This window comes from Pseudomonas sp. 22526, assembly GCF_052044735.1.
In the GTDB taxonomy this organism is placed as follows: Bacteria; Pseudomonadota; Gammaproteobacteria; order Pseudomonadales; family Pseudomonadaceae; genus Aquipseudomonas; species Aquipseudomonas piscium.
In genome coordinates, this window is sequence record NZ_JBQENK010000004.1 from 284,400 (window position 1) to 303,930 (window position 19,531).

17 protein-coding genes are annotated in these 19,531 nt (G+C 61.5%); 14 read left to right on the forward strand and 3 right to left on the reverse strand.

What is annotated here, in order from left to right:
- Positions 1-4 precede the first annotated feature (4 nt).
- On the reverse strand, positions 5-547 hold the full coding sequence (gene rloA / locus ACTJKT_RS08255) for a retropepsin-like aspartic peptidase RloA (protein ID WP_226304962.1): 543 nt from the start codon (positions 545-547) through the stop codon (positions 5-7).
- A 268-nt stretch (positions 548-815) separates the two neighbouring features.
- On the opposite strand from rloA, the gene ACTJKT_RS08260 reads away from it, so the two are divergent.
- From ACTJKT_RS08260 to prpD, 6 genes are all read left to right on the forward strand, one after another.
- A complete protein-coding gene (locus ACTJKT_RS08260; RefSeq protein WP_124310702.1) occupies positions 816-1,538 on the forward strand; it encodes a GntR family transcriptional regulator in 723 nt (240 codons plus the stop codon).
- Positions 1,535-2,431 (forward strand): methylisocitrate lyase, encoded by an 897-nt coding sequence (prpB, locus tag ACTJKT_RS08265; RefSeq protein WP_007930643.1) that lies wholly within the window; start codon positions 1,535-1,537, stop codon positions 2,429-2,431. Before ACTJKT_RS08260 ends, prpB begins: the two co-directional genes overlap by 4 nt.
- A 176-nt stretch (positions 2,432-2,607) precedes the next feature.
- Complete coding sequence (gene prpC, locus ACTJKT_RS08270) at positions 2,608-3,735, forward strand: bifunctional 2-methylcitrate synthase/citrate synthase (RefSeq protein ID WP_307950405.1); 1,128 nt, start codon at positions 2,608-2,610, stop codon at positions 3,733-3,735.
- Positions 3,736-3,920: 185 nt separating this feature from the next.
- A complete protein-coding gene (gene acnD / locus ACTJKT_RS08275) occupies positions 3,921-6,515 on the forward strand; it encodes a Fe/S-dependent 2-methylisocitrate dehydratase AcnD (RefSeq protein WP_440786747.1) in 2,595 nt (864 codons plus the stop codon).
- Between the two features lie 60 nt (positions 6,516-6,575).
- Positions 6,576-7,766: a 2-methylaconitate cis-trans isomerase PrpF gene (gene prpF / locus ACTJKT_RS08280; RefSeq protein WP_440786748.1), complete on the forward strand. Its 1,191-nt coding sequence runs from the start codon at positions 6,576-6,578 to the stop codon at positions 7,764-7,766.
- 185 nt (positions 7,767-7,951) lie between these two features.
- The gene (gene prpD / locus ACTJKT_RS08285) at positions 7,952-9,436 is read left to right on the forward strand and encodes a 2-methylcitrate dehydratase (RefSeq protein ID WP_440786749.1); all 1,485 of its coding nucleotides are present in this window, start codon (positions 7,952-7,954) and stop codon (positions 9,434-9,436) included.
- A 107-nt stretch (positions 9,437-9,543) separates the two neighbouring features.
- Here prpD and ppsR read toward each other — a convergent pair whose 3' ends face one another.
- The gene (gene ppsR / locus ACTJKT_RS08290; RefSeq protein ID WP_007927505.1) at positions 9,544-10,362 is read right to left on the reverse strand and encodes a posphoenolpyruvate synthetase regulatory kinase/phosphorylase PpsR; all 819 of its coding nucleotides are present in this window, start codon (positions 10,360-10,362) and stop codon (positions 9,544-9,546) included.
- Positions 10,363-10,536: 174 nt separating this feature from the next.
- Between ppsR and ppsA the strand changes: the two genes are divergently transcribed.
- The 8 genes from ppsA (at position 10,537) to ACTJKT_RS08330 (ending at position 18,689) form a co-directional block, all read left to right on the forward strand.
- A complete protein-coding gene (gene ppsA, locus ACTJKT_RS08295; RefSeq protein ID WP_440786750.1) occupies positions 10,537-12,912 on the forward strand; it encodes a phosphoenolpyruvate synthase in 2,376 nt (791 codons plus the stop codon).
- A gap of 100 nt (positions 12,913-13,012) precedes the next feature.
- Positions 13,013-14,002 carry an alpha/beta fold hydrolase gene (locus ACTJKT_RS08300; protein ID WP_440786751.1) on the forward strand — a complete coding sequence of 330 codons (990 nt, stop codon included), beginning with the start codon at positions 13,013-13,015 and terminating at the stop codon, positions 14,000-14,002.
- 265 nt (positions 14,003-14,267) lie between these two features.
- Positions 14,268-14,759 carry a ribonuclease E activity regulator RraA gene (gene rraA, locus ACTJKT_RS08305; RefSeq protein ID WP_007927511.1) on the forward strand — a complete coding sequence of 164 codons (492 nt, stop codon included), beginning with the start codon at positions 14,268-14,270 and terminating at the stop codon, positions 14,757-14,759.
- Between the two features lie 25 nt (positions 14,760-14,784).
- Entirely contained in the window at positions 14,785-15,780 is a 996-nt protein-coding gene (locus tag ACTJKT_RS08310; RefSeq protein WP_440786752.1) for a zinc transporter ZntB, read from the forward strand.
- A 63-nt stretch (positions 15,781-15,843) separates the two neighbouring features.
- Positions 15,844-16,089 carry a hypothetical protein gene (locus tag ACTJKT_RS08315; protein ID WP_007927518.1) on the forward strand — a complete coding sequence of 82 codons (246 nt, stop codon included), beginning with the start codon at positions 15,844-15,846 and terminating at the stop codon, positions 16,087-16,089.
- 2 nt (positions 16,090-16,091) lie between these two features.
- Positions 16,092-16,916, forward strand: a complete 825-nt coding sequence (locus tag ACTJKT_RS08320) for a mechanosensitive ion channel family protein (RefSeq protein WP_025804281.1) — start codon at positions 16,092-16,094, stop codon at positions 16,914-16,916.
- A gap of 88 nt (positions 16,917-17,004) precedes the next feature.
- On the forward strand, positions 17,005-17,595 hold the full coding sequence (gene sigX / locus ACTJKT_RS08325) for an RNA polymerase sigma factor SigX (RefSeq protein ID WP_009042922.1): 591 nt from the start codon (positions 17,005-17,007) through the stop codon (positions 17,593-17,595).
- 107 nt (positions 17,596-17,702) lie between these two features.
- Entirely contained in the window at positions 17,703-18,689 is a 987-nt protein-coding gene (locus ACTJKT_RS08330) for an OmpA family protein (protein ID WP_007927525.1), read from the forward strand.
- 77 nt (positions 18,690-18,766) lie between these two features.
- Here the strand turns inward: ACTJKT_RS08330 and cobA are convergent, their stop codons facing one another.
- A complete protein-coding gene (cobA, locus tag ACTJKT_RS08335) occupies positions 18,767-19,528 on the reverse strand; it encodes a uroporphyrinogen-III C-methyltransferase (RefSeq protein ID WP_440786753.1) in 762 nt (253 codons plus the stop codon).
- Positions 19,529-19,531: the final 3 nt, after the last annotated feature.

Genomic DNA, 19,531 nt, shown 5'->3' on the forward strand with positions numbered 1-19,531 from the left:
GGAATTACTCTGCGGTATGAGCGTCGGTGGCGCAGGCAGGTTTGCCAGCAGCGTATTTAAGACTGGGGTCGACCAGTGCATCGAAGCGCTTGAGTGCTTCGGAGCCGATCAAGAGCGGGTATTGGAATGCACTGCGGTCGGTCAAGTTCACTTCTATGCTGCGCAGGGCTCCGCCCATGCAGATATCCAGTTCGATGACCGGGCGCGCGGTGTACTTCTTGTTGTTTTCCTCATCGGGGTCGTAGTCGCCGGCACGGCGCTTGATCTTGCTGACGCGGGCCAGCGGACGCTCGATGGGGTGGGAATGGGCGGCGTCGATGGCCAGGTAGAAGCGTACCCAGGATTCGCCATTGCGCTTGAAGCGCTTGATATCGCGGGCGCTGAGGGAGGCGGTCTTGGCGCCAGTGTCGAGCTTGGCGGCGACTTCCAGGTCGATCCCGGACAGTCTGGCGTATTCATTGAGGCCGTAAACGGTCTTGCCGGCGGCGGCACTCAGGCCCGGCAGGGCGAGCAGGCAGAGCAGTATGGAGAAGGCCTTGAGTCTCATAGATCCTGGTGCGTTGCATGGGTTCTTCAGTTCAAGGCGACTGGCATTGCTGCGCAAGCTCCCTCGTGTGCTGCCTTATTAATATGACAGGCAAATGCGGGCGGCATTCTAGCATGCTGGTTTTATGGCGCCAGCGGCGGGGCGGGGCTTTTGTACCGGTTTGGTGCAAAGGGTTATTAGACGATTGTCGACAATATCTATTTTTCCTTTGACTGCATGAGCCGTATTGGCTAGTTTTTGTCGCATTGATTTTCAAGGTGTCGACAATATGCTGGATCAGCTCGATCCCCCCGTCGTGACTCAGGACGATTCGGAAACCTTGTCCGAAAACGTCTTCCGGCGCATTCAGGCGGCCATCGTCAAGGGCGAGATCGCCCCGGGCAGCAAGATTTCCGAGCCGGAACTGGCGCGCACCTACGGCATCAGCCGCGGCCCGCTGCGCGAGGCGATCCACCGCCTGGAAGGCCAGCGCCTGCTGGTGCGGGTGCCCCATGTCGGGGCGCGGGTGGTGTCCCTGAGCCATGCCGAGCTGATCGAACTCTACGAAATCCGCGAGTCCCTGGAAGGCATGGCCTGCCGCCTGGCCGCCGAGCGCATGACCAACGAGGAAATCGACGAGCTGCGCCGGGTCCTCGATACCCACGAGCGCGATGCGGCGTTCCAGGCCGGCGTCGGCTACTACCAGCAGGAAGGTGATTTCGACTTCCACTACCGGATCATCCAGGGCGCCGGCAACCGTACCCTCACGCAGATGCTCTGCGGCGAGCTGTACCAACTGGTGCGCATGTACCGCATCCAGTTTTCCGCCACACCCAATCGCCCGCACCAGGCGTTCGCCGAGCACCACCGGATTCTCGATGCCATTGCCGATCGCGACGGCGAACTGGCCGAGTTGTTGATGCGCCGTCACATCGGCGCTTCCAAACGCAACATTGCCCGTCATTACCAGGACGGCGCCAAGCAGACAGCCACTCCACGAGGTGAGTCATGAGTTCCAACAACAAGAGCACTCCAGGCCAGCGCTTCCGCGATGCGGTCGCCAGCGAACGACCCTTGCAGGTGGTCGGCGCCATCAATGCCAACCATGCGCTGCTGGCCAAGCGCGCCGGGTTCAAGGCGATCTACCTGTCCGGCGGCGGGGTGGCGGCCGGCTCCCTCGGCGTGCCGGACCTGGGCATCACCGGGCTCGACGACGTGCTGACCGACGTGCGACGCATCACCGACGTCTGCGACCTGCCGCTGTTGGTGGACGTGGACACCGGTTTCGGTTCGTCGGCGTTCAACGTGGCGCGCACCGTCAAGTCGATGATCAAGTTCGGCGCGGCGGCGATTCACATCGAGGACCAGGTCGGCGCCAAGCGCTGCGGCCACCGTCCGAACAAAGAAATCGTCTCCCAGCAGGAAATGGTCGACCGCATCAAGGCCGCGGTGGATGCTCGCACCGACGACAGCTTCGTGATCATGGCCCGTACCGACGCCCTGGCGGTGGAGGGGCTGGAGTCGGCCCTGGACCGTGCCGCCGCCTGCATCGAGGCCGGCGCCGACATGGTGTTCCCGGAAGCCATCACTGAGCTGGAGATGTACAAGATCTTCGCCAGCCGGGTGAAAGCGCCGATCCTGGCCAACATCACCGAGTTCGGCGCCACGCCGCTGTACACCACCGAACAACTGAAATCCGTGGATGTTTCCCTGGTGCTCTACCCGCTGTCGGCGTTCCGCGCCATGAACAAGGCGGCGGAAAACGTCTACACCGCGATCCGTCGCGACGGCACCCAGCAGAACGTGATCGACACCATGCAGACCCGCATGGAGCTGTACGACCGCATCGACTACCACACCTTCGAGCAGAAGCTCGATGCGCTGTTCGCCCAGAAGAAAAGCTGAACCAACCCTTGTAGGAGCGAGGCTTGCCCGCGATGGACGTCAACGATAACGCGCAGCCCCAGATACACCGGGGTGTGCCAATCAACATCGCGAGCAAGCTCGCTCCTACAGGGTCGGGCTGAGTCCCGACCCATGAAGTTGCCGATTCCCTAACAAATTCAAGATTGGAGAGAGCAATGGCCGAAGCAAAAGTATTGAGTGGCGCTGGCCTGCGTGGCCAGGTGGCCGGACAGACTGCCTTGTCGACCGTGGGCCAGGCCGGTGCCGGGCTGACCTACCGGGGTTACGACGTGCGCGAACTGGCGGCCGACGCCCAGTTCGAAGAAGTGGCCTACCTGCTGCTGTACGGCGAGCTGCCGACCCAGGCGCAGCTGGACGCCTACGCTCAGAAACTGAGCAAGCTGCGCGACCTGCCGCAGGCGCTGAAAGAAGTGCTGGAGCGCATTCCGGCCGACGCCCATCCGATGGATGTGATGCGCACCGGCTGCTCGTTCCTCGGCAATATCGAGCCGGAACAGGATTTCTCCCAGCAGCGTGACGTCACCGACCGCCTGCTGGCGGCGTTCCCGGCGATCATGTGCTACTGGTACCGCTTCAGCCACGACGGCAAGCGCATCGATTGCGTGACCGACGAGCCGTGCATCGGTAGCCACTTCCTGCACCTGCTGCACGACAAGAAACCGAGCGAGCTGCACGTCAAGGTGATGAACGTGTCGCTGATCCTCTACGCCGAGCACGAGTTCAACGCCTCGACCTTCACTGCCCGGGTCTGTGCTTCGACCCTGTCCGACCTGTTCTCCTGCGTCACCGCGGCCATCGGTTCGCTGCGCGGCCCGCTGCACGGCGGCGCCAACGAGGCGGCGATGGAGATGATCGAGCGCTTCGCTTCGCCGGAGGAGGCGATCAAGGGCACCCTCGGCATGCTCGAGCGCAAGGACAAGATCATGGGCTTCGGCCATGCGATCTACAAAGACAACGACCCGCGCAACGAGGTGATCAAGGGCTGGTCGAAAAAACTCGCCGATGAAGTGGGCGACAAGGTGCTGTTCCCGGTTTCCGAAGCTATCGACAAGACTATGTGGGAGCAGAAGAAGCTGTTCCCCAACGCCGACTTCTACCATGCCTCGGCGTACCACTTCATGGGCATCCCGACCAAGCTGTTCACCCCGATCTTCGTTTGCTCGCGCCTGACCGGCTGGGCGGCCCACGTGTTCGAACAGCGCGCCAACAACCGCATCATCCGTCCAAGCGCCGAGTACGTCGGCGTCGAACAGCGCAAGTTCGTGCCAATCGAACGTCGCTGAATGGTGGCTGCCTGAACGCCCTGGATAAACCCAGAGCCCTGTAGGAGCGAGGCTTGCCCGCGAAGACGGACTGACATTCAACATTGGTGTCGACCGTCAAACCGCTATCGCGAGCAAGCTTCGCTCCTACAGGGAGCGGTTTCAGCAGCACCACCTTTTGCCATTACCGTGACCGAGTCCTGACGATGAACACAGCATTTCGTAAACCCTTACCCGGTACCCGACTGGACTACTTCGACACCCGCGCGGCCGTCGAGGCGATCCAGCCCGGCGCCTACGACAGCCTGCCGTACACCTCGCGCGTACTCGCGGAAAACCTGGTGCGTCGTTGCGATCCGGCGACCCTGACCGCTTCCCTGAAGCAACTGATCGAGCGCAAGCGCGACCTCGACTTCCCCTGGTTTCCAGCCCGCGTGGTGTGCCACGACATTCTCGGCCAGACCGCCCTGGTGGACCTGGCCGGCCTGCGCGACGCCATCGCCGACCAGGGCGGCGACCCGGCCCAGGTCAACCCGGTGGTGCCGACCCAGTTGATCGTCGACCACTCGCTGGCGGTGGAGTGCGGCGGCTTCGACCCGGATGCGTTCGCCAAGAACCGCGCGGTGGAAGACCGGCGCAACGAAGACCGTTTCCACTTCATCAACTGGACCAAGAAGGCCTTCAAGAACGTCGACGTGATCCCGCCGGGCAACGGCATCATGCACCAGATCAACCTGGAGAAAATGTCCCCGGTGATCCAGGCGCGCGATGGCGTGGCCTTTCCCGATACCTGCGTCGGCACCGACAGCCACACCCCGCACGTGGATGCCCTGGGCGTGATCGCCATCGGCGTCGGCGGCCTGGAAGCCGAAAGCGTGATGCTCGGCCGGGCGTCCTGGATGCGCCTGCCGGAAATCGTCGGCGTCGAGCTGACCGGCAAGCTGCAACCGGGCATCACCGCCACCGATATGGTGCTGGCGCTGACCGAGTTCCTGCGCAAGCAGAAGGTGGTGGGCGCTTACCTTGAGTTCTTCGGCGCAGGCGCCGCGGCGCTGACCCTGGGCGACCGCGCGACCATCTCCAACATGGCCCCGGAATACGGTGCCACCGCGGCGATGTTCTACATCGACCAGCAGACCATCGACTACCTCAAGCTCACCGGCCGTGAAGACGAGCAAGTGCAACTGGTCGAGACCTATGCCAAGCAGGCCGGCCTGTGGGCCGACAGCCTGAAAAACGCGCAGTACGAGCGTGGCTTGCAGTTCGATCTGTCCTCGGTGGTACGCAACATGGCGGGCCCGAGCAATCCCCACGCCCGGGTGGCGACCAGCGACCTGGCAGCCAAGGGCATCGCCGGCCAGTGGCAGGAGGTGCCGGGGAAAATGCCCGATGGCGCGGTGATCATCGCGGCCATCACCAGCTGCACCAACACCAGCAACCCGCGCAACGTGATCGCTGCCGGCCTGCTGGCGCGCAATGCCAACAAGCTCGGCCTGACCCGCAAACCCTGGGTCAAGTCGTCGCTGGCGCCGGGCTCCAAGACCGTGGCCATGTACCTGGACGAAGCGGGCCTGACCCACGAACTGGAGCAATTGGGCTTTGGCGTCGTGGCCTTTGCCTGCACCACCTGCAACGGCATGTCCGGCGCGCTGGACCCGGTGATCCAGAAAGAGATCATCGACCGCGACCTGTACGCCACCGCGGTGCTGTCGGGCAACCGCAACTTCGACGGACGCATCCATCCCTATGCCAAGCAGGCGTTCCTCGCTTCGCCGCCGCTGGTGGTGGCTTACGCGATTGCCGGGACCATCCGCTTCGACATCGAGAAGGACGTACTGGGCCTGGATGCCAACGGCAAGGAAATCCGCCTCAAGGACATCTGGCCGAGCGACGAAGAGATCGACGTGGTGGTCAAGGCTTCGGTGAAACCGGAGCAGTTCCGCAAGGTGTACATCCCGATGTTCGCCATTCACGAAGACACCGGGCCCAAGGTCGAGCCGCTGTACGACTGGCGCGAGATGAGCACCTACATCCGTCGTCCGCCGTACTGGGAAGGCGCCCTGGCCGGCGCGCGCAGCCTGACTGGCATGCGCCCGCTGGCGGTGCTGCCGGACAACATCACCACCGATCACCTGTCGCCGTCCAACGCCATCATGCTCGACAGCGCAGCCGGCGAGTACCTGGCGAAAATGGGCCTGCCGGAAGAGGACTTCAACTCCTACGCGACCCACCGCGGCGACCACCTGACCGCCCAGCGCGCGACCTTCGCCAACCCGAAACTGTTCAACGAAATGGTCCAGGAAGGCGGCAAGGTCAAGCAGGGTTCGCTGGCGCGGATCGAGCCGGAAGGCCAGGTCACCCGGATGTGGGAAGCCATCGAGACCTATATGCAGCGCAAGCAGCCGCTGATCATCATCGCCGGCGCCGACTACGGCCAGGGTTCGTCCCGTGACTGGGCGGCCAAGGGAGTGCGCCTGGCTGGGGTGGAAGCCATCGCCGCCGAAGGCTTCGAGCGCATCCACCGCACCAACCTGGTGGGCATGGGCGTGCTGCCGCTGGAGTTCAAGCCGGGCACCGACCGCAAGACCCTGGGCATCGACGGCACCGAAACCTTCGATGTGGTGGGCGAGCGCAAGCCGCGCGCCACCTTGACCCTGGTGATCCAGCGCAAGAACGGCGAGCGCATCGAGGTGCCGGTGACCTGCCGCCTCGACACCGCCGAAGAGGTGTCGATCTACGAAGCGGGCGGCGTGTTGCAGCGCTTTGCCCAGGACTTCCTCGAATCGGCTGTGGCCAGTTAAGTGACGTACCGGGGGCGGGCCGCAAGGCGCCGCCCTCGGTCTTTATCAGGACCGAAATTCATGGCTTTCGTAGCGCAAATCAAGATTCCCGCCACCTACATGCGTGGCGGCACCAGCAAGGGCGTGTTCTTCAGCCTGCAAGACCTGCCTGAGGCGGCGCAGCTGCCGGGCGCGGCCCGCGATGCCTTGCTGTTGCGGGTGATCGGCAGCCCCGACCCATACGACAAGCAGATCGATGGCATGGGCGGCGCGACGTCCAGCACCAGCAAGACGGTGATCCTGTCGAAAAGCATCAAGCCCGGTCACGACGTGGATTACCTGTTCGGCCAGGTGTCCATCGACAAGCCTTTCGTCGACTGGAGCGGCAACTGCGGCAACCTGTCGGCGGCGGTCGGTTCCTTCGCCATCAGCAGCGGCCTGGTGGACGCCGGGCGCATCCCGCAGAATGGCGTGGCCGTGGTGCGCATCTGGCAGGCCAATATCGGCAAGACCATCATCGCCCATGTGCCGATGACCAGCGGCGCAGTGCAGGAAACCGGCGATTTCGAACTGGATGGCGTGACCTTCCCGGCGGCCGAGGTGCAACTGGAGTTCATGGATCCGGCGGCCGAAGAAGAGGGCGCCGGTGGTTCGATGTTCCCCACCGGTAACCTGGTGGACGACCTGGAGATGCCGGGCGTCGGGACCTTCAAGGCCACCATGATCAATGCCGGGATCCCGACCATCTTCATCAACGCCCGCGACATCGGCTACAGCGGTACTGAGCTGCAGGGCGATATCAACGGCGACCCCAAGGCGCTGGCGATGTTCGAGACCATCCGCGCCCACGGCGCGCTGCGCATGGGGCTGATCCAGCACCTGGACGAAGCGGCCAAGCGTCAGCACACGCCCAAGGTCGCTTTTGTCGCGCCGCCTGCGGACTACCAGGCTTCCAGCGGCAAGACGGTGAAGGTTGCCGATGTCGATCTGCTGGTGCGCGCGCTGTCCATGGGCAAGCTGCACCACGCGATGATGGGCACCGCCGCGGTGGCCATCGGCACGGCGGCGGCGATCCCCGGGACCCTGGTCAACCTGGCGGCCGGTGGCGGTGAGCGCAGCGCGGTGCGTTTCGGCCACCCGTCGGGGACCTTGCGCGTCGGCGCCGAAGCCGTGCAGGACAACGGCGAATGGAGCGTGACCAAGGCCATCATGAGCCGCAGCGCACGAGTGCTGATGGAAGGCTGGGTGCGTGTGCCCGGCGATGCTTTCTAAATCATAAACAACCCCTGTAGGAGCGAGCTTGCTCGCGATAGCGATGCCAGGCTCGACAGCGATGTCGACAGTCCTTCCGTCATCGCGAGCAAGCTCGCTCCTACAATGGGGTGAATAAAAACAACTCGATCAGCCTGACCTTGAGGATGCAACGCACACCTAACCCTTGATGGAGTGAACTGCCCATGAGCGCCAACGTTGATCTGAACGAACGCCCCGATTACGACCAGGTCCTGCAGGACATCGCCGACTACGTTCTGAGCTACCGGATCGAGTCCCGCGAGGCTCTGGATACCGCCCGCAACTGCCTGATGGACACCCTCGGCTGCGGCCTGCTGGCCCTGCGCTTTCCCGAATGCACCAAGCACCTGGGGCCCATGGTCGAGGGCACGGTCGTACCCTTTGGCGCGCGAGTGCCGGGCACCAGCTTCCGCCTGGACCCGGTCAAGGCGGCCTGGGATATCGGCTGCATCGTCCGTTGGCTGGATTACAACGACACCTGGCTCGCCGCCGAGTGGGGCCATCCTTCCGACAACCTCGGCGGCATCCTCGCCGTGGCCGATCACTTGTCGCAAAAGCGTGTGGCCAATGGCGAGGCGCCGCTGACCATGCGCGCGGTGCTCGAGGCCATGATCATGGCTCATGAGATCCAGGGGGTGATTGCCCTGGAGAACTCCTTCAACCGGGTTGGCCTCGATCATGTGCTACTGGTGAAAGTCGCCTCGACCGCGGTCTGCGCCAAGCTGATGGGGGCCAGCCGCGAACAGCTGCTGGCGGCACTGTCTCATGCCTTTGTCGATGGCCAGGCGCTGCGCACCTACCGGCATGCGCCGAACGCCGGTTCGCGCAAGTCCTGGGCGGCAGGGGATGCCTCCAGTCGTGGCGTGCGCCTGGCGGATATCGCCCTGCGCGGCGAGATGGGCATTCCGGGAGTGCTGAGCGCGCCGCAGTGGGGCTTCTACGACGTGCTGTTCAGCCACACCAACAAGGACCTGGCGCTCAAGCCCGAAGACAAGCGCCGCTTCAGCCTGTCGCAGCAGTACGGCAGCTATGTGATGGAAAACGTGCTGTTCAAGATCAGCTTCCCGGCCGAATTCCATGCGCAGACCGCCTGCGAGGCTGCGGTGACCCTGCATCCACAGGTCAAGGATCGCCTGGACCAGATCGACAGGATCGTCATCACCACCCATGAGTCGGCGATCCGCATCATTTCCAAGGTCGGCCCGCTAGCCAACGCCGCCGACCGCGACCACTGCATCCAGTACATGACCGCCGTGCCGCTGGCGTTCGGCAACCTGGTGGCGGAGCACTATGAAGACGACTTCCATGCCGCCCATCCGATCATCGATCAGTTGCGCGAGAAGATGCAGGTCGTCGAGGAGCCGCGCTACACCCGCGAGTATCTGGAGGCCGACAAGCGCTCCATCGCCAATGCGCTACAAGTGTTCTTCAAGGATGGCTCGAGCACCGAGCAGGTGGTGGTGGAATACCCGATCGGCCATCGCCGGCGCCGTGCCGAAGGCATTCCGCTGCTGGAAGACAAGTTCAAGGCCAATCTGGCCACCCGCTTCACCGCCCAGCGTTCGGCGCAGATCTTTGCTCTGTGCAAGGACCAGGCGCAGTTGGAAGCTACGGCGGTGCACCGGTTCGTGGATCTGTTGGTGATCTGAGGGCAGGGCGAACCCTTGGTCCGATCGCGACAAGCTCGCTCCTACAAGATCTTGTAAACCTGTAGGGGCGAGCTTGCTCGCGATAGCCTTCTATTGGTCAGATAACGCTACTTGAAGCGCCGCTCGACGCCTTTTTCCACCAGGATCTTCGCCGAGATCTCTTCCACCGAGAAATGGGTGGAGTTGATGTGCGGAATGTTCTCGCGGCGGAACAGGTTTTCCACCTCGCGCACTTCGAACTCGCACTGGGCATAGCTCGAATAACGGCTGTTGGGCTTGCGCTCGTTGCGGATGGCGGTGAGCCGGTCGGGGTCGATGGTCAGGCCGAACAGCTTGTGCTGGTGGGCGCGCAGGGCGGTCGGCAGCTGCAGGCGTTCCATGTCGTCTTCGGTCAGCGGGTAGTTGGCGGCGCGGATGCCGAACTGCATGGCCATGTACAGGCAGGTCGGGGTCTTGCCGCAGCGCGACACGCCGACCAGGATCAGGTCGGCCTTGTCGTAGTAGTGGGTACGGGCGCCGTCGTCGTTGTCGAGGGCGAAGTTCACCGCCTCGATCCGCTCCATATAGTTGGAGTTGCCGCCAATGGAGTGGGACTTGCCGACCGAGTACGACGAGTGCTCGCTCAACTCCAGCTCCAGGGGGGCGAGGAAGGTCGAGAAGATGTCGATCATGAAACCATTGGACGTCGCGAGGATCTCACGGATGTCCTGATTGACGATGGTGTCGAAGATAATCGGGCGAAATCCGTCCTTTTCGGCGGCGATGTTGATTTGTTGTACCATGGCCCGCGCTTTATCTACGCTGTCGATGTACGGCCGCGTGATTTTGCTGAAGGTAATGTTTTCGAACTGCGCCAGGAGGCTCTGGCCGAGGGTTTCAGCGGTGATGCCGGTACCGTCGGAGATAAAGAAAGCAGATCGTTTCATTTGCACCTTGGGCCTTAAGCTAGTGACGAATCTTGGATATGATAGGCGCGATTTGCCGGCCTCCAATGGCCCGCATTCTCACTTATTTTCCAGGTCCAGGCCATACAGCTGGCAAGCGCTCCCCCGAGCAGCCGGCTTCTGAGCTTTTCCAACACAGTTAGTGGAGAGATCACCTTGGTAGAGTACGTAGTTTCCCTCGATAAGCTCGGCGTCCATGATGTAGAGCATGTGGGGGGCAAGAACGCATCCCTGGGCGAGATGATCAGTAACCTTGCAGGCGCCGGTGTATCGGTCCCTGGAGGCTTTGCCACGACGGCTCAGGCCTATCGTGATTTTCTCGAATTGAGCGGTCTTAACGACCAGATCCACGCCGCGCTCGACGCCCTGGACGTCGATGACGTGAATGCCCTGGCCAAGACCGGTGCCCAGATCCGTCAATGGATCATGGAAGCCGAGTTCCCCGAGCAACTGAATAGCGAAATCCGCACCGCGTTCGCCAAGCTGTCCGCGGGCAACCCTGACATGGCCGTGGCCGTGCGCTCCTCGGCCACCGCCGAAGACCTGCCGGACGCTTCCTTCGCCGGCCAGCAGGAAACCTTCCTCAATATCCGTGGCGTCGAGAACGTCATTCGCGCCGCCAAGGAAGTCTTCGCTTCCCTGTTCAACGACCGCGCCATTTCCTACCGCGTGCACCAGGGCTTCGACCACAAGCTGGTCGCCCTGTCTGCCGGCGTGCAGCGCATGGTGCGTTCGGAAACCGGTACCGCCGGCGTGATGTTCACCCTCGACACCGAGTCGGGTTTCCGTGACGTGGTGTTCATCACCGGCGCCTACGGCCTGGGTGAAACCGTCGTTCAAGGTGCGGTGAACCCGGACGAGTTCTACGTCCACAAGGGCACCCTGCAAGCCGGTCGCCCGGCCATCCTGCGCCGCAACCTGGGCAGCAAGGCGATCAAGATGATCTACGGTGACGAAGCCAAGGCCGGTCGCTCGGTCAAGACCGTCGACGTCGACAAGGCCGATCGCGCGCGTTTCTGCCTGACCGACGCGGAAGTCAGCGAGCTGGCCAAGCAGGCGATGATCATCGAGAAGCACTACAAGTGCCCGATGGACATCGAGTGGGCCAAAGACGGCGACGACGGCAAGCTGTACATCGTCCAGGCCCGTCCGGAAACCGTGAAGAGCCGTACCCAGGCCAACGTCATGGAACGTTACCTGTTGAAGGAAACCGGCACCGTGCTGGTGGAAGGTCGCGCCATCGGCCAGCGCATCGGCGCCGGTAAGGTACGGATCATCAAGGACGTGTCGGAGATGGACAAGGTCCAGGCCGGCGACGTGCTGGTGTCCGACATGACCGACCCGGACTGGGAACCGGTGATGAAGCGCGCCAGCGCCATCGTCACCAACCGTGGCGGCCGTACCTGCCACGCCGCGATCATCGCGCGCGAGCTGGGGATTCCAGCGGTTGTCGGTTGCGGCAACGCTACCCAGCTGTTGAAAGACGGCCAGGGCGTGACCGTGTCCTGTGCTGAAGGCGACACCGGTTTCATCTTCGAAGGCGAGCTGGGCTTCGACGTGAAGAAAAACTCCGTCGACGCCATGCCGGAACTGCCGTTCAAGATCATGATGAACGTCGGCAACCCGGACCGCGCCTTCGACTTCGCCCAGTTGCCGAACGCCGGTGTCGGCCTGGCGCGCCTGGAGTTCATCATCAACCGCATGATCGGCGTGCACCCCAAGGCGCTGCTGAACTACGCCGGCCTGCCGCTGGAAATCAAGGAAAGCGTCGACAAGCGCATCGCCGGCTACAACGAGCCGGTCGGTTTCTACGTCGACAAGCTGGTTGAAGGCATCAGCACCCTGGCCGCCGCGTTCTGGCCGAAAAAGGTCATCGTGCGCCTGTCGGACTTCAAGTCCAACGAATACGCCAACCTGATCGGCGGCAAGCTCTACGAGCCGGAAGAAGAAAACCCGATGCTGGGCTTCCGCGGCGCTTCGCGTTACATCAGCGAATCCTTCCGTGACTGCTTCGAGCTCGAGTGCCGCGCCCTCAAGCGCGTGCGCAACGACATGGGCCTGACCAACGTCGAGATCATGGTGCCGTTCGTCCGTACCCTGGGTGAAGCCAGCCAGGTGGTGGATCTGCTGGCCGAAAACGGTCTCAAGCGCGGTGAAAACGGCCTGCGCGTGATCATGATGTGCGAGCTGCCTTCCAACGCGATCCTGGCCGAAGAGTTCCTCGAGTTCTTCGACGGTTTCTCCATCGGTTCCAACGACCTGACCCAGCTGACCCTGGGCCTGGACCGCGATTCGGGCATCATCGCGCACCTGTTCGACGAGCGTAATCCAGCGGTCAAGAAGCTGCTGGCCAACGCCATCGCCGCCTGCAACAAGGCCGGCAAATACATCGGTATTTGCGGCCAGGGCCCGTCCGACCACCCGGACCTGGCCAAGTGGCTGATGGAACAGGGCATCGAAAGCGTCTCGCTGAACCCGGATTCCGTACTGGAAACCTGGTTCTTCCTGGCCGAGGGGCAGGGTGCGGTCTAAGCGGAATGAAGCACCGGCCAGCCTTCGGGCTGGCCGGTGCTTTGAGATTCAAGTAGGGCGGGCTCCATCTGGATGCCGCCCTTTTTTGTGCAAGAGCATTATGCAAAGCAGCAGCAACCTATTTCCCGTCGCCTTGATCAGTGCCGAACGTCGAGGCGACCTGAGTGAAGACGTCTACCGCCTGAAGCCCGGTAACAGCCCGGACACCACGGTCGAGCTGGCCGTCACCCGCCTGGGGATGGCGGACGAACCCGAATCCCGTGGCGTGCCGGTGATCCTGTTGCACGGCAGCTTCTCCAACCGGCGTTTCTGGTATTCGCCCAAGGGCATCGGCCTGGGCGCGTATCTGGCGCGCCTGGGCTTCGATGTATGGATCCCCGAGATGCGCGGTCACGGCCTGTCGCGACGCAATGCCGACTACCGCAAGAATCGCGTCGCCGACTATGCGCAATACGATCTGCCCGCCATCGGCGCCTTCGTGCGCGAACAAAGCGGCCAGGTTCCGCACTGGATCGGTCATTCCCTGGGCGGCATTACCCTGGCGGCGGCCCTGGGCGGCCAGTATCTGGGAGAGCCGGCAGTGGCATCGGCGGCGCTGTTCGGCTGTCAGGTCAGCCGCACCTATTGGCCATTGAAAATCCCGGCGGTGGAGTGGGGCGGTCGTTTCATTCTCAAGCGTTTTGCCCAGTTGTCCGGCTCGCGGCTCAAGCGCGGCCCCGAGGACGAGCCCATTGGCCTGGCCCTGGAAGGCATGCGCTGGTATGGGCTGTTCGGACGTTTCGGGGATGGGCAGAAGGACTGGTGGGCCGGATTGTCCGATGTTTCGCTGCCGGTACTGGCAGTGAGCGCAGCCGGGGATCATCAGGATCCGACCTGGGCTTGTCGCAAGCTGTTCGACCAGTTGAGTTCCGAGCACAAGCAGTTTGTCTGCCTGGGGCGCGAACAAGGGTTCAGCGGCAATTTCGGCCACGTCGAGATGCTGGTGAGCAAAGCCGCCCAGGCCGAAGTCTGGCCTTTGGTGGCGCGTTGGTTGACGGATCAGCAGAGCCCGTTGTTGGCGTCGGGTAGCGAACTGGCTGCCGCGAGTTGAGTTCAAGGGCTCTGACAGGGGCATTTCGTTCCGGTGCGCTTGCGGCTAAGATATGACGCATTGAGTGGTTTTGGTCACATTCGGTCGCTGGTTCGGTATCCCGTTCGTGCCCATTGCACCTGCTGGAATTGGCGTATGGTGGTGGCTGCATGGGGGCGAGGGCCAAGGCAAGGCGTTAAACATTTGCCGCCAGCACTCGTCACTCAGCATGAACCCTGCGAATTCCGACACCGCGACGTGTTCTTTCCATTACAGGAGTTTCTCGATGAACCATTACCTCACTCCCGACCTGTGCGACGCCTACCCGGATCTGGTACAGGTGGTTGAACCGATGTTCAGCAATTTCGGTGGCCGCGACTCCTTCGGCGGCGAAATCGTGACCATCAAATGCTTCGAAGACAACTCGCTGGTCAAGGAACAAGTCGAGCTCAAGGGCCACGGCAAGGTACTGGTGGTCGACGGTGGCGGCTCCCTGCGCCGCGCGCTGCTGGGCGACATGCTGGCCGAGAAGGCTGCCAAGAACGGTTGGGAAGGGCTGGTGATCTACGGTTGCATCCGTGACGTCGATGTCATCGCGCAAACCGACCTGGGCGTGCAGGCGCTGGCCAGCCACCCGATGAAAACCGACAAGCGCGGCATTGGCGATCTCAACGTGGTGGTGACTTTTGCCGGGGTGACGTTCCGTCCGGGCGAATATGTCTATGCCGACAACAATGGCGTGATCGTTTCGCCAAGCCCGTTGAAAATGCCTGAATAAGCAGTCGACCAAGCAAGGGATGAGGATGTTCGAGGAAGACAACGCGCAATGGGGGCTGGTACATGCCCTGGTGCTGGACGGTAAAGGTGGTGCGCGTGCGATTGCCCGAACTGAACTGGACGACCTGCAGCTGCAAGCCCATGAGAGCCTCTGGCTGCATTGGGATCGCAGTCATCCGCAAACCCAGACCTGGCTGCGTAAATCCAGCGGTCTGAGCGAGTTCAGCTGTGACCTCCTGCTCGAAGAAAACACCCGGCCGCGCCTGTTGGCGCTGCCGGACTCCGAGTTCCTGCTGTTTTTGCGCGGCATCAACCTCAACCCCGGCGCGGAGCCGGAGGACATGGTTTCGGTACGCATCTTCGGTTCGGCCCAGCGAGTGATCTCTCTGCGCCTGCGGCCATTGCGCGCGACCGATGAGCTGCTGGTGCAGCTGGGCGAGGGCAAGGGACCGAAAACCGCCTCCGAACTCATCCTTTATATGGCTGAGTACCTGACCCATAAGGTGCAGGACCTGGTCAGCGAACTGTCGGAAGTGGTCGATGCCGAGGAAGAAAAACTGGATGCCGACGAACGGTATACCCCCGAGCACAGCAACATTTTGCAGATTCGTCGACGGGCTGCCGGACTCAAGCGTTTCCTCGCCCCGCAGCGGGATATTTTTGGTCAGCTCAGCCGCATCAGGCTGCCTTGGTTCGCCGATGACGATGGCGATTACTGGAACGAATTGAACAACAGTCTGACCCGCTACCTGGAAGAGCTCGAATTGACCCGAGAGCGCGTGGGGCTTGTGCTGGAGGCCGAAGACCGGCGTCTGAGCGTGCGCATGAATCGCATCATGTTTCGTTTCGGGGTCATCACCGGGATCTTTCTGCCGATGAGTTTTCTGGCCGGCTTGCTGGGGATCAACGTGGGCGGCATTCCGCTTTCCAACAGCCCCTACGGGTTTCTGGTGGCCTGCCTGCTGATGGCGCTGGTAGCGCTGGGACAGTGGTGGTTATTCCGACGTTTGCGCTGGGTCTGATCATGAACTATGTGACCCAAGGAATTTTGATCGCGTCTTTCACAGACATATCGAGAGGTGCGTATGCACGATCCGTTTGAACAGTCGTTGCGTGACATGCTCAAGGCCACACCGTCCACCCGGGACGACGATGCGTGCCTGGGCCGCGTACTGAAAACCGCCAACCGGCAGGTGGGGGCGGGGGATCTGTTCAGCCTGCTCGGCCGCTGGTTGCCGGCGCTGATGATTGCTCTGAATAACGGATCGGCCCATATCTCGCCGGTTTCCCGTCGTAAACCTACTGCTCGCACTGCTGATAAGGCTGATTGAATATGGAACTTGATCTCTGGACTCAGAGCCTCGTCACTGCGATGACTGCATTGTGGACCAAGGTAGCGAACTTCATTCCCAACCTGTTTGGCGCGCTGGTCGTGCTGCTGCTGGGCTTCGTGGTCGCCAAGCTGCTTGATACCCTGCTTTCGAAATTGCTCGCCAAGCTGGGCCTGGACCGCTTGATGGGCGGTACCGGTTTGACCAAGCTGCTGTCCCGTGCGGGCCTGCAGGTACCGATTTCTACCTTGATCGGTAAAATCGTGTATTGGTTCGTATTACTGATTTTTCTGGTTTCTGCTGCAGAATCCCTTGGCCTGGAGCGGGTTTCGGCTACGCTCGACATGTTGGCGCTGTATGTACCGAAGGTTTTCGGGGCCGCGCTGGTGCTGTTGGTGGGGGTATTGCTGGCGCAACTGGCCAATGGGCTGGTGCGTGGAGCCGCCGAAGGGGTCGGTCTGGATTACGCCAGTGGCCTGGGGCGAATCGCCCAGGGGCTGGTGATCATCATCAGTATTTCCGTTGCGATCAGTCAGTTGGAGGTCAAAACCGACCTGCTCAACCATGTGATCGTGATCGTTTTGATTACCGTTGGTCTGGCTGTTGCCTTGGCCATGGGGTTGGGAAGCCGGGATATTGCCGGTCAGATTCTTGCGGGAATCTATGTGCGTGAGCTGTATCAGGTTGGGCAACAAGTGCGAATTGGCGAGGTCGAAGGGCAGATCGAGGAGATCGGCACGGTTAAGACTACACTGCTGACCGATGAGGGCGAGTTGGTCTCTCTCTCCAATCGGATCCTGCTGGAACAGCATGTAAGTAGCCGCTAACCCGGCAAACCCTGCTAATGTATGCCGCCGCAAAATGCCCTTGCCTGGGCTGCGGTGGACATTGACCTGACTGTCGGCCCGACTCGTTTTGAATAAAGCCCAATCGCTATCCACGCGCTATGACCCCCGTGAGCTCTCTGACGAGGAGTTGGTTGCGCGCTCGCACACGGAGCTGTTTCACGTAACGCGTGCGTATGAAGAGTTGATGCGACGCTATCAGCGAACCCTCTTCAACGTTTGTGCACGTTATTTAGGGAACGATCGTGATGCTGATGATGTCTGTCAGGAGGTGATGTTGAAGGTGCTGTATGGCCTCAAGAACTTCGAGGGGAAATCGAAGTTCAAGACATGGCTCTATAGCATCACGTACAACGAATGCATCACGCAGTATCGGAAAGAACGGCGCAAGCGTCGCTTGATGGATGCGTTAAGTCTTGATCCCCTCGAGGAAGCGTCTGAAGATAAGGCGCCGAAACCTGAGGAGAAGGGCGGACTTGACCGCTGGTTGGTGCATGTGAACCCGATCGATCGGGAGATTCTGGTGCTACGATTCGTCGCAGAACTGGAGTTCCAGGAGATCGCAGACATCATGCACATGGGTTTGAGTGCTACGAAAATGCGGTACAAGCGTGCGCTTGATAAATTGCGTGAGAAATTTGCAGGCATTGCTGAAACTTAGTTCGGCGCAAATATCTCTTACGTCTAGGTAAGTTCTGATAGACTTACCGCCGAGTTGTCCCCCGGTATGTGGGACTGCTTTACAATCACCAGATGGGGATTTAACGGATGAAACTGAAAAACACCTTGGGCATTGCCATTGGTTCTATTGTTGCCGTGACTTCGTTCGGCGTTCTGGCGCAAGGCCAAGGCGCGGTCGAGGGTGAACTGTTTTACAAAAAACAGTACAACGACAGCGTTAAGCACATCGAAGACGGCTTCAACCCAGGCGCTCGCATCGGCTACTTCCTGACCGATGACCTGTCGTTGGACCTGAACTACGACAAAACCAACCACACCCGTTCGAACGACGGCACTGGCAACCAGAAGATCAAAGGTGACACCGGCAGCCTGCTGGCTACCTACCACTTCGGTCAAGCTGGCGTGGACTCCCTGCGTCCATACGTTTCGGGTGGTTTCGGTCACCAGAGCCGTACCAACGTCCTGGCTGACGGCCACAGCGGTCGCGACCAGTCGACCCTGGCTATCATCGGTACCGGCGTTAAGTACTACTTCACCGATAACCTGTTCGCTCGTGCCGGCGTTGAAGCCGACTACGCAATGGACAACGGCAAGTGGGACTACTCCGCTCTGGTTGGTCTGGGTGTGAACTTCGGCGGCAACGCTGGCAAGGTTGCTCCAGCTCCTGCTCCAGTTCCAGAACCAACTCCAGAACCAGAAGCTCCGGTTGCTGAAGTTGTTCGTGTTGAGCTGGACGTGAAGTTCGACTTCGACAAGTCGGTCGTTAAGCCTAACAGCTACGCTGACATCAAGAACCTCGCTGACTTCATGAAGCAGTACCCACAAACCACCACCGTTGTTGAAGGTCACACTGACTCCGTCGGTCCTGACGCTTACAACCAGAAACTGTCTGAGCGTCGTGCAAACGCCGTTAAGCAAGTTCTGACCAGCCAGTACGGTGTTGAGTCGAGCCGCGTTCAATCCGTTGGTTACGGTGAGTCCCGCCCAGTTGCTGACAACGCAACTGAAGCTGGCCGCGCTGTAAACCGTCGCGTAGAAGCGCAGGTTGAAGCACAAGCTCAACAAGCTCAGTAATCTGTAGCTTGCAGCTTTGAAAAACCCGGCCTAGGCCGGGTTTTTCTTTGCCTGCGATTTGCTGAAACGGCCTGGAATCAGGCCGAGAGTGCTGCCGCCAGGGCCGCCTCGGAAAGGGCGGGCAGTTGTGCGCCGCAAGCAGCTACCTCGCCAACGACCAGGATGGCCGGGCTTTTCAGCTGGAAGGCCTGGGCATCGTCCTGCATGGCGTGCAGATCGCTCCGGCACAGGCGCTGCTCGGGCAGGGACGCGTTCTCGATCATGGCCACCGGGGTATGTGGTGCCAGGCCGCCAGCGATCAGCTGTTCACGTATCTCGCCCAGTTTGGCCACTCCCATATAGATCACCAGGGTCGTACCGCTTTGCGCCAGGGCCTGCCAGTTCAGGCTGCTGTCGTCCTGGGTATGGGCCGTCAGCAGGGTGACGCCACGGGCAACACCGCGCAGGGTCAGCGGGATCCCGCACTGGGTAGCCCCCGCCAGGCCGGCCGTGATGCCGTTCACCAGTTCCACCTCGACGCCACGTTCCTGCAGCCACTGCGCTTCTTCACCGCCACGGCCGAAGATACACGGATCGCCGCCCTTGAGGCGTACCACGCACTTGCCATGACGGGCATAACGCAGCATCAGCCGATGAATGAACGCCTGGGGTGTCGAGCGACAGCCACCGCGCTTACCCACGGCGATCACCCGTGCCCGGGGGCAGTGCTCCAGTACCGCCGGATTCACCAGGTCATCGATCAGCACCACATCAGCTTCTCCCAGGGCCCGCACGGCCTTGAGGGTCAGCAGTTCAGGATCGCCAGGGCCCGCACCCACCAGCCAGACTTTTGCGCTCATATT

What these genes read in the sequence shown, in the direction of transcription:
- rloA (WP_226304962.1), bottom strand. Translation starts at nt 547, where the DNA reads ATGAGACTCAAGGCCTTCTCCATACTGCTCTGCCTGCTCGCCCTGCCG.
- ACTJKT_RS08315 (WP_007927518.1), top strand. Translation starts at nt 15,844, where the DNA reads ATGCACGATCCGTTTGAACAGTCGTTGCGTGACATGCTCAAGGCCACA.
- prpB (WP_007930643.1), top strand. Translation starts at nt 1,535, where the DNA reads ATGAGTTCCAACAACAAGAGCACTCCAGGCCAGCGCTTCCGCGATGCG.
- cobA (WP_440786753.1), bottom strand. Translation starts at nt 19,528, where the DNA reads ATGAGCGCAAAAGTCTGGCTGGTGGGTGCGGGCCCTGGCGATCCTGAA.
- ACTJKT_RS08320 (WP_025804281.1), top strand. Translation starts at nt 16,092, where the DNA reads ATGGAACTTGATCTCTGGACTCAGAGCCTCGTCACTGCGATGACTGCA.
- prpF (WP_440786748.1), top strand. Translation starts at nt 6,576, where the DNA reads ATGGCTTTCGTAGCGCAAATCAAGATTCCCGCCACCTACATGCGTGGC.
- ACTJKT_RS08300 (WP_440786751.1), top strand. Translation starts at nt 13,013, where the DNA reads ATGCAAAGCAGCAGCAACCTATTTCCCGTCGCCTTGATCAGTGCCGAA.
- prpD (WP_440786749.1), top strand. Translation starts at nt 7,952, where the DNA reads ATGAGCGCCAACGTTGATCTGAACGAACGCCCCGATTACGACCAGGTC.
- ppsR (WP_007927505.1), bottom strand. Translation starts at nt 10,362, where the DNA reads ATGAAACGATCTGCTTTCTTTATCTCCGACGGTACCGGCATCACCGCT.
- rraA (WP_007927511.1), top strand. Translation starts at nt 14,268, where the DNA reads ATGAACCATTACCTCACTCCCGACCTGTGCGACGCCTACCCGGATCTG.
- ACTJKT_RS08330 (WP_007927525.1), top strand. Translation starts at nt 17,703, where the DNA reads ATGAAACTGAAAAACACCTTGGGCATTGCCATTGGTTCTATTGTTGCC.
- prpC (WP_307950405.1), top strand. Translation starts at nt 2,608, where the DNA reads ATGGCCGAAGCAAAAGTATTGAGTGGCGCTGGCCTGCGTGGCCAGGTG.
- ACTJKT_RS08260 (WP_124310702.1), top strand. Translation starts at nt 816, where the DNA reads ATGCTGGATCAGCTCGATCCCCCCGTCGTGACTCAGGACGATTCGGAA.
- ACTJKT_RS08310 (WP_440786752.1), top strand. Translation starts at nt 14,785, where the DNA reads ATGTTCGAGGAAGACAACGCGCAATGGGGGCTGGTACATGCCCTGGTG.
- acnD (WP_440786747.1), top strand. Translation starts at nt 3,921, where the DNA reads ATGAACACAGCATTTCGTAAACCCTTACCCGGTACCCGACTGGACTAC.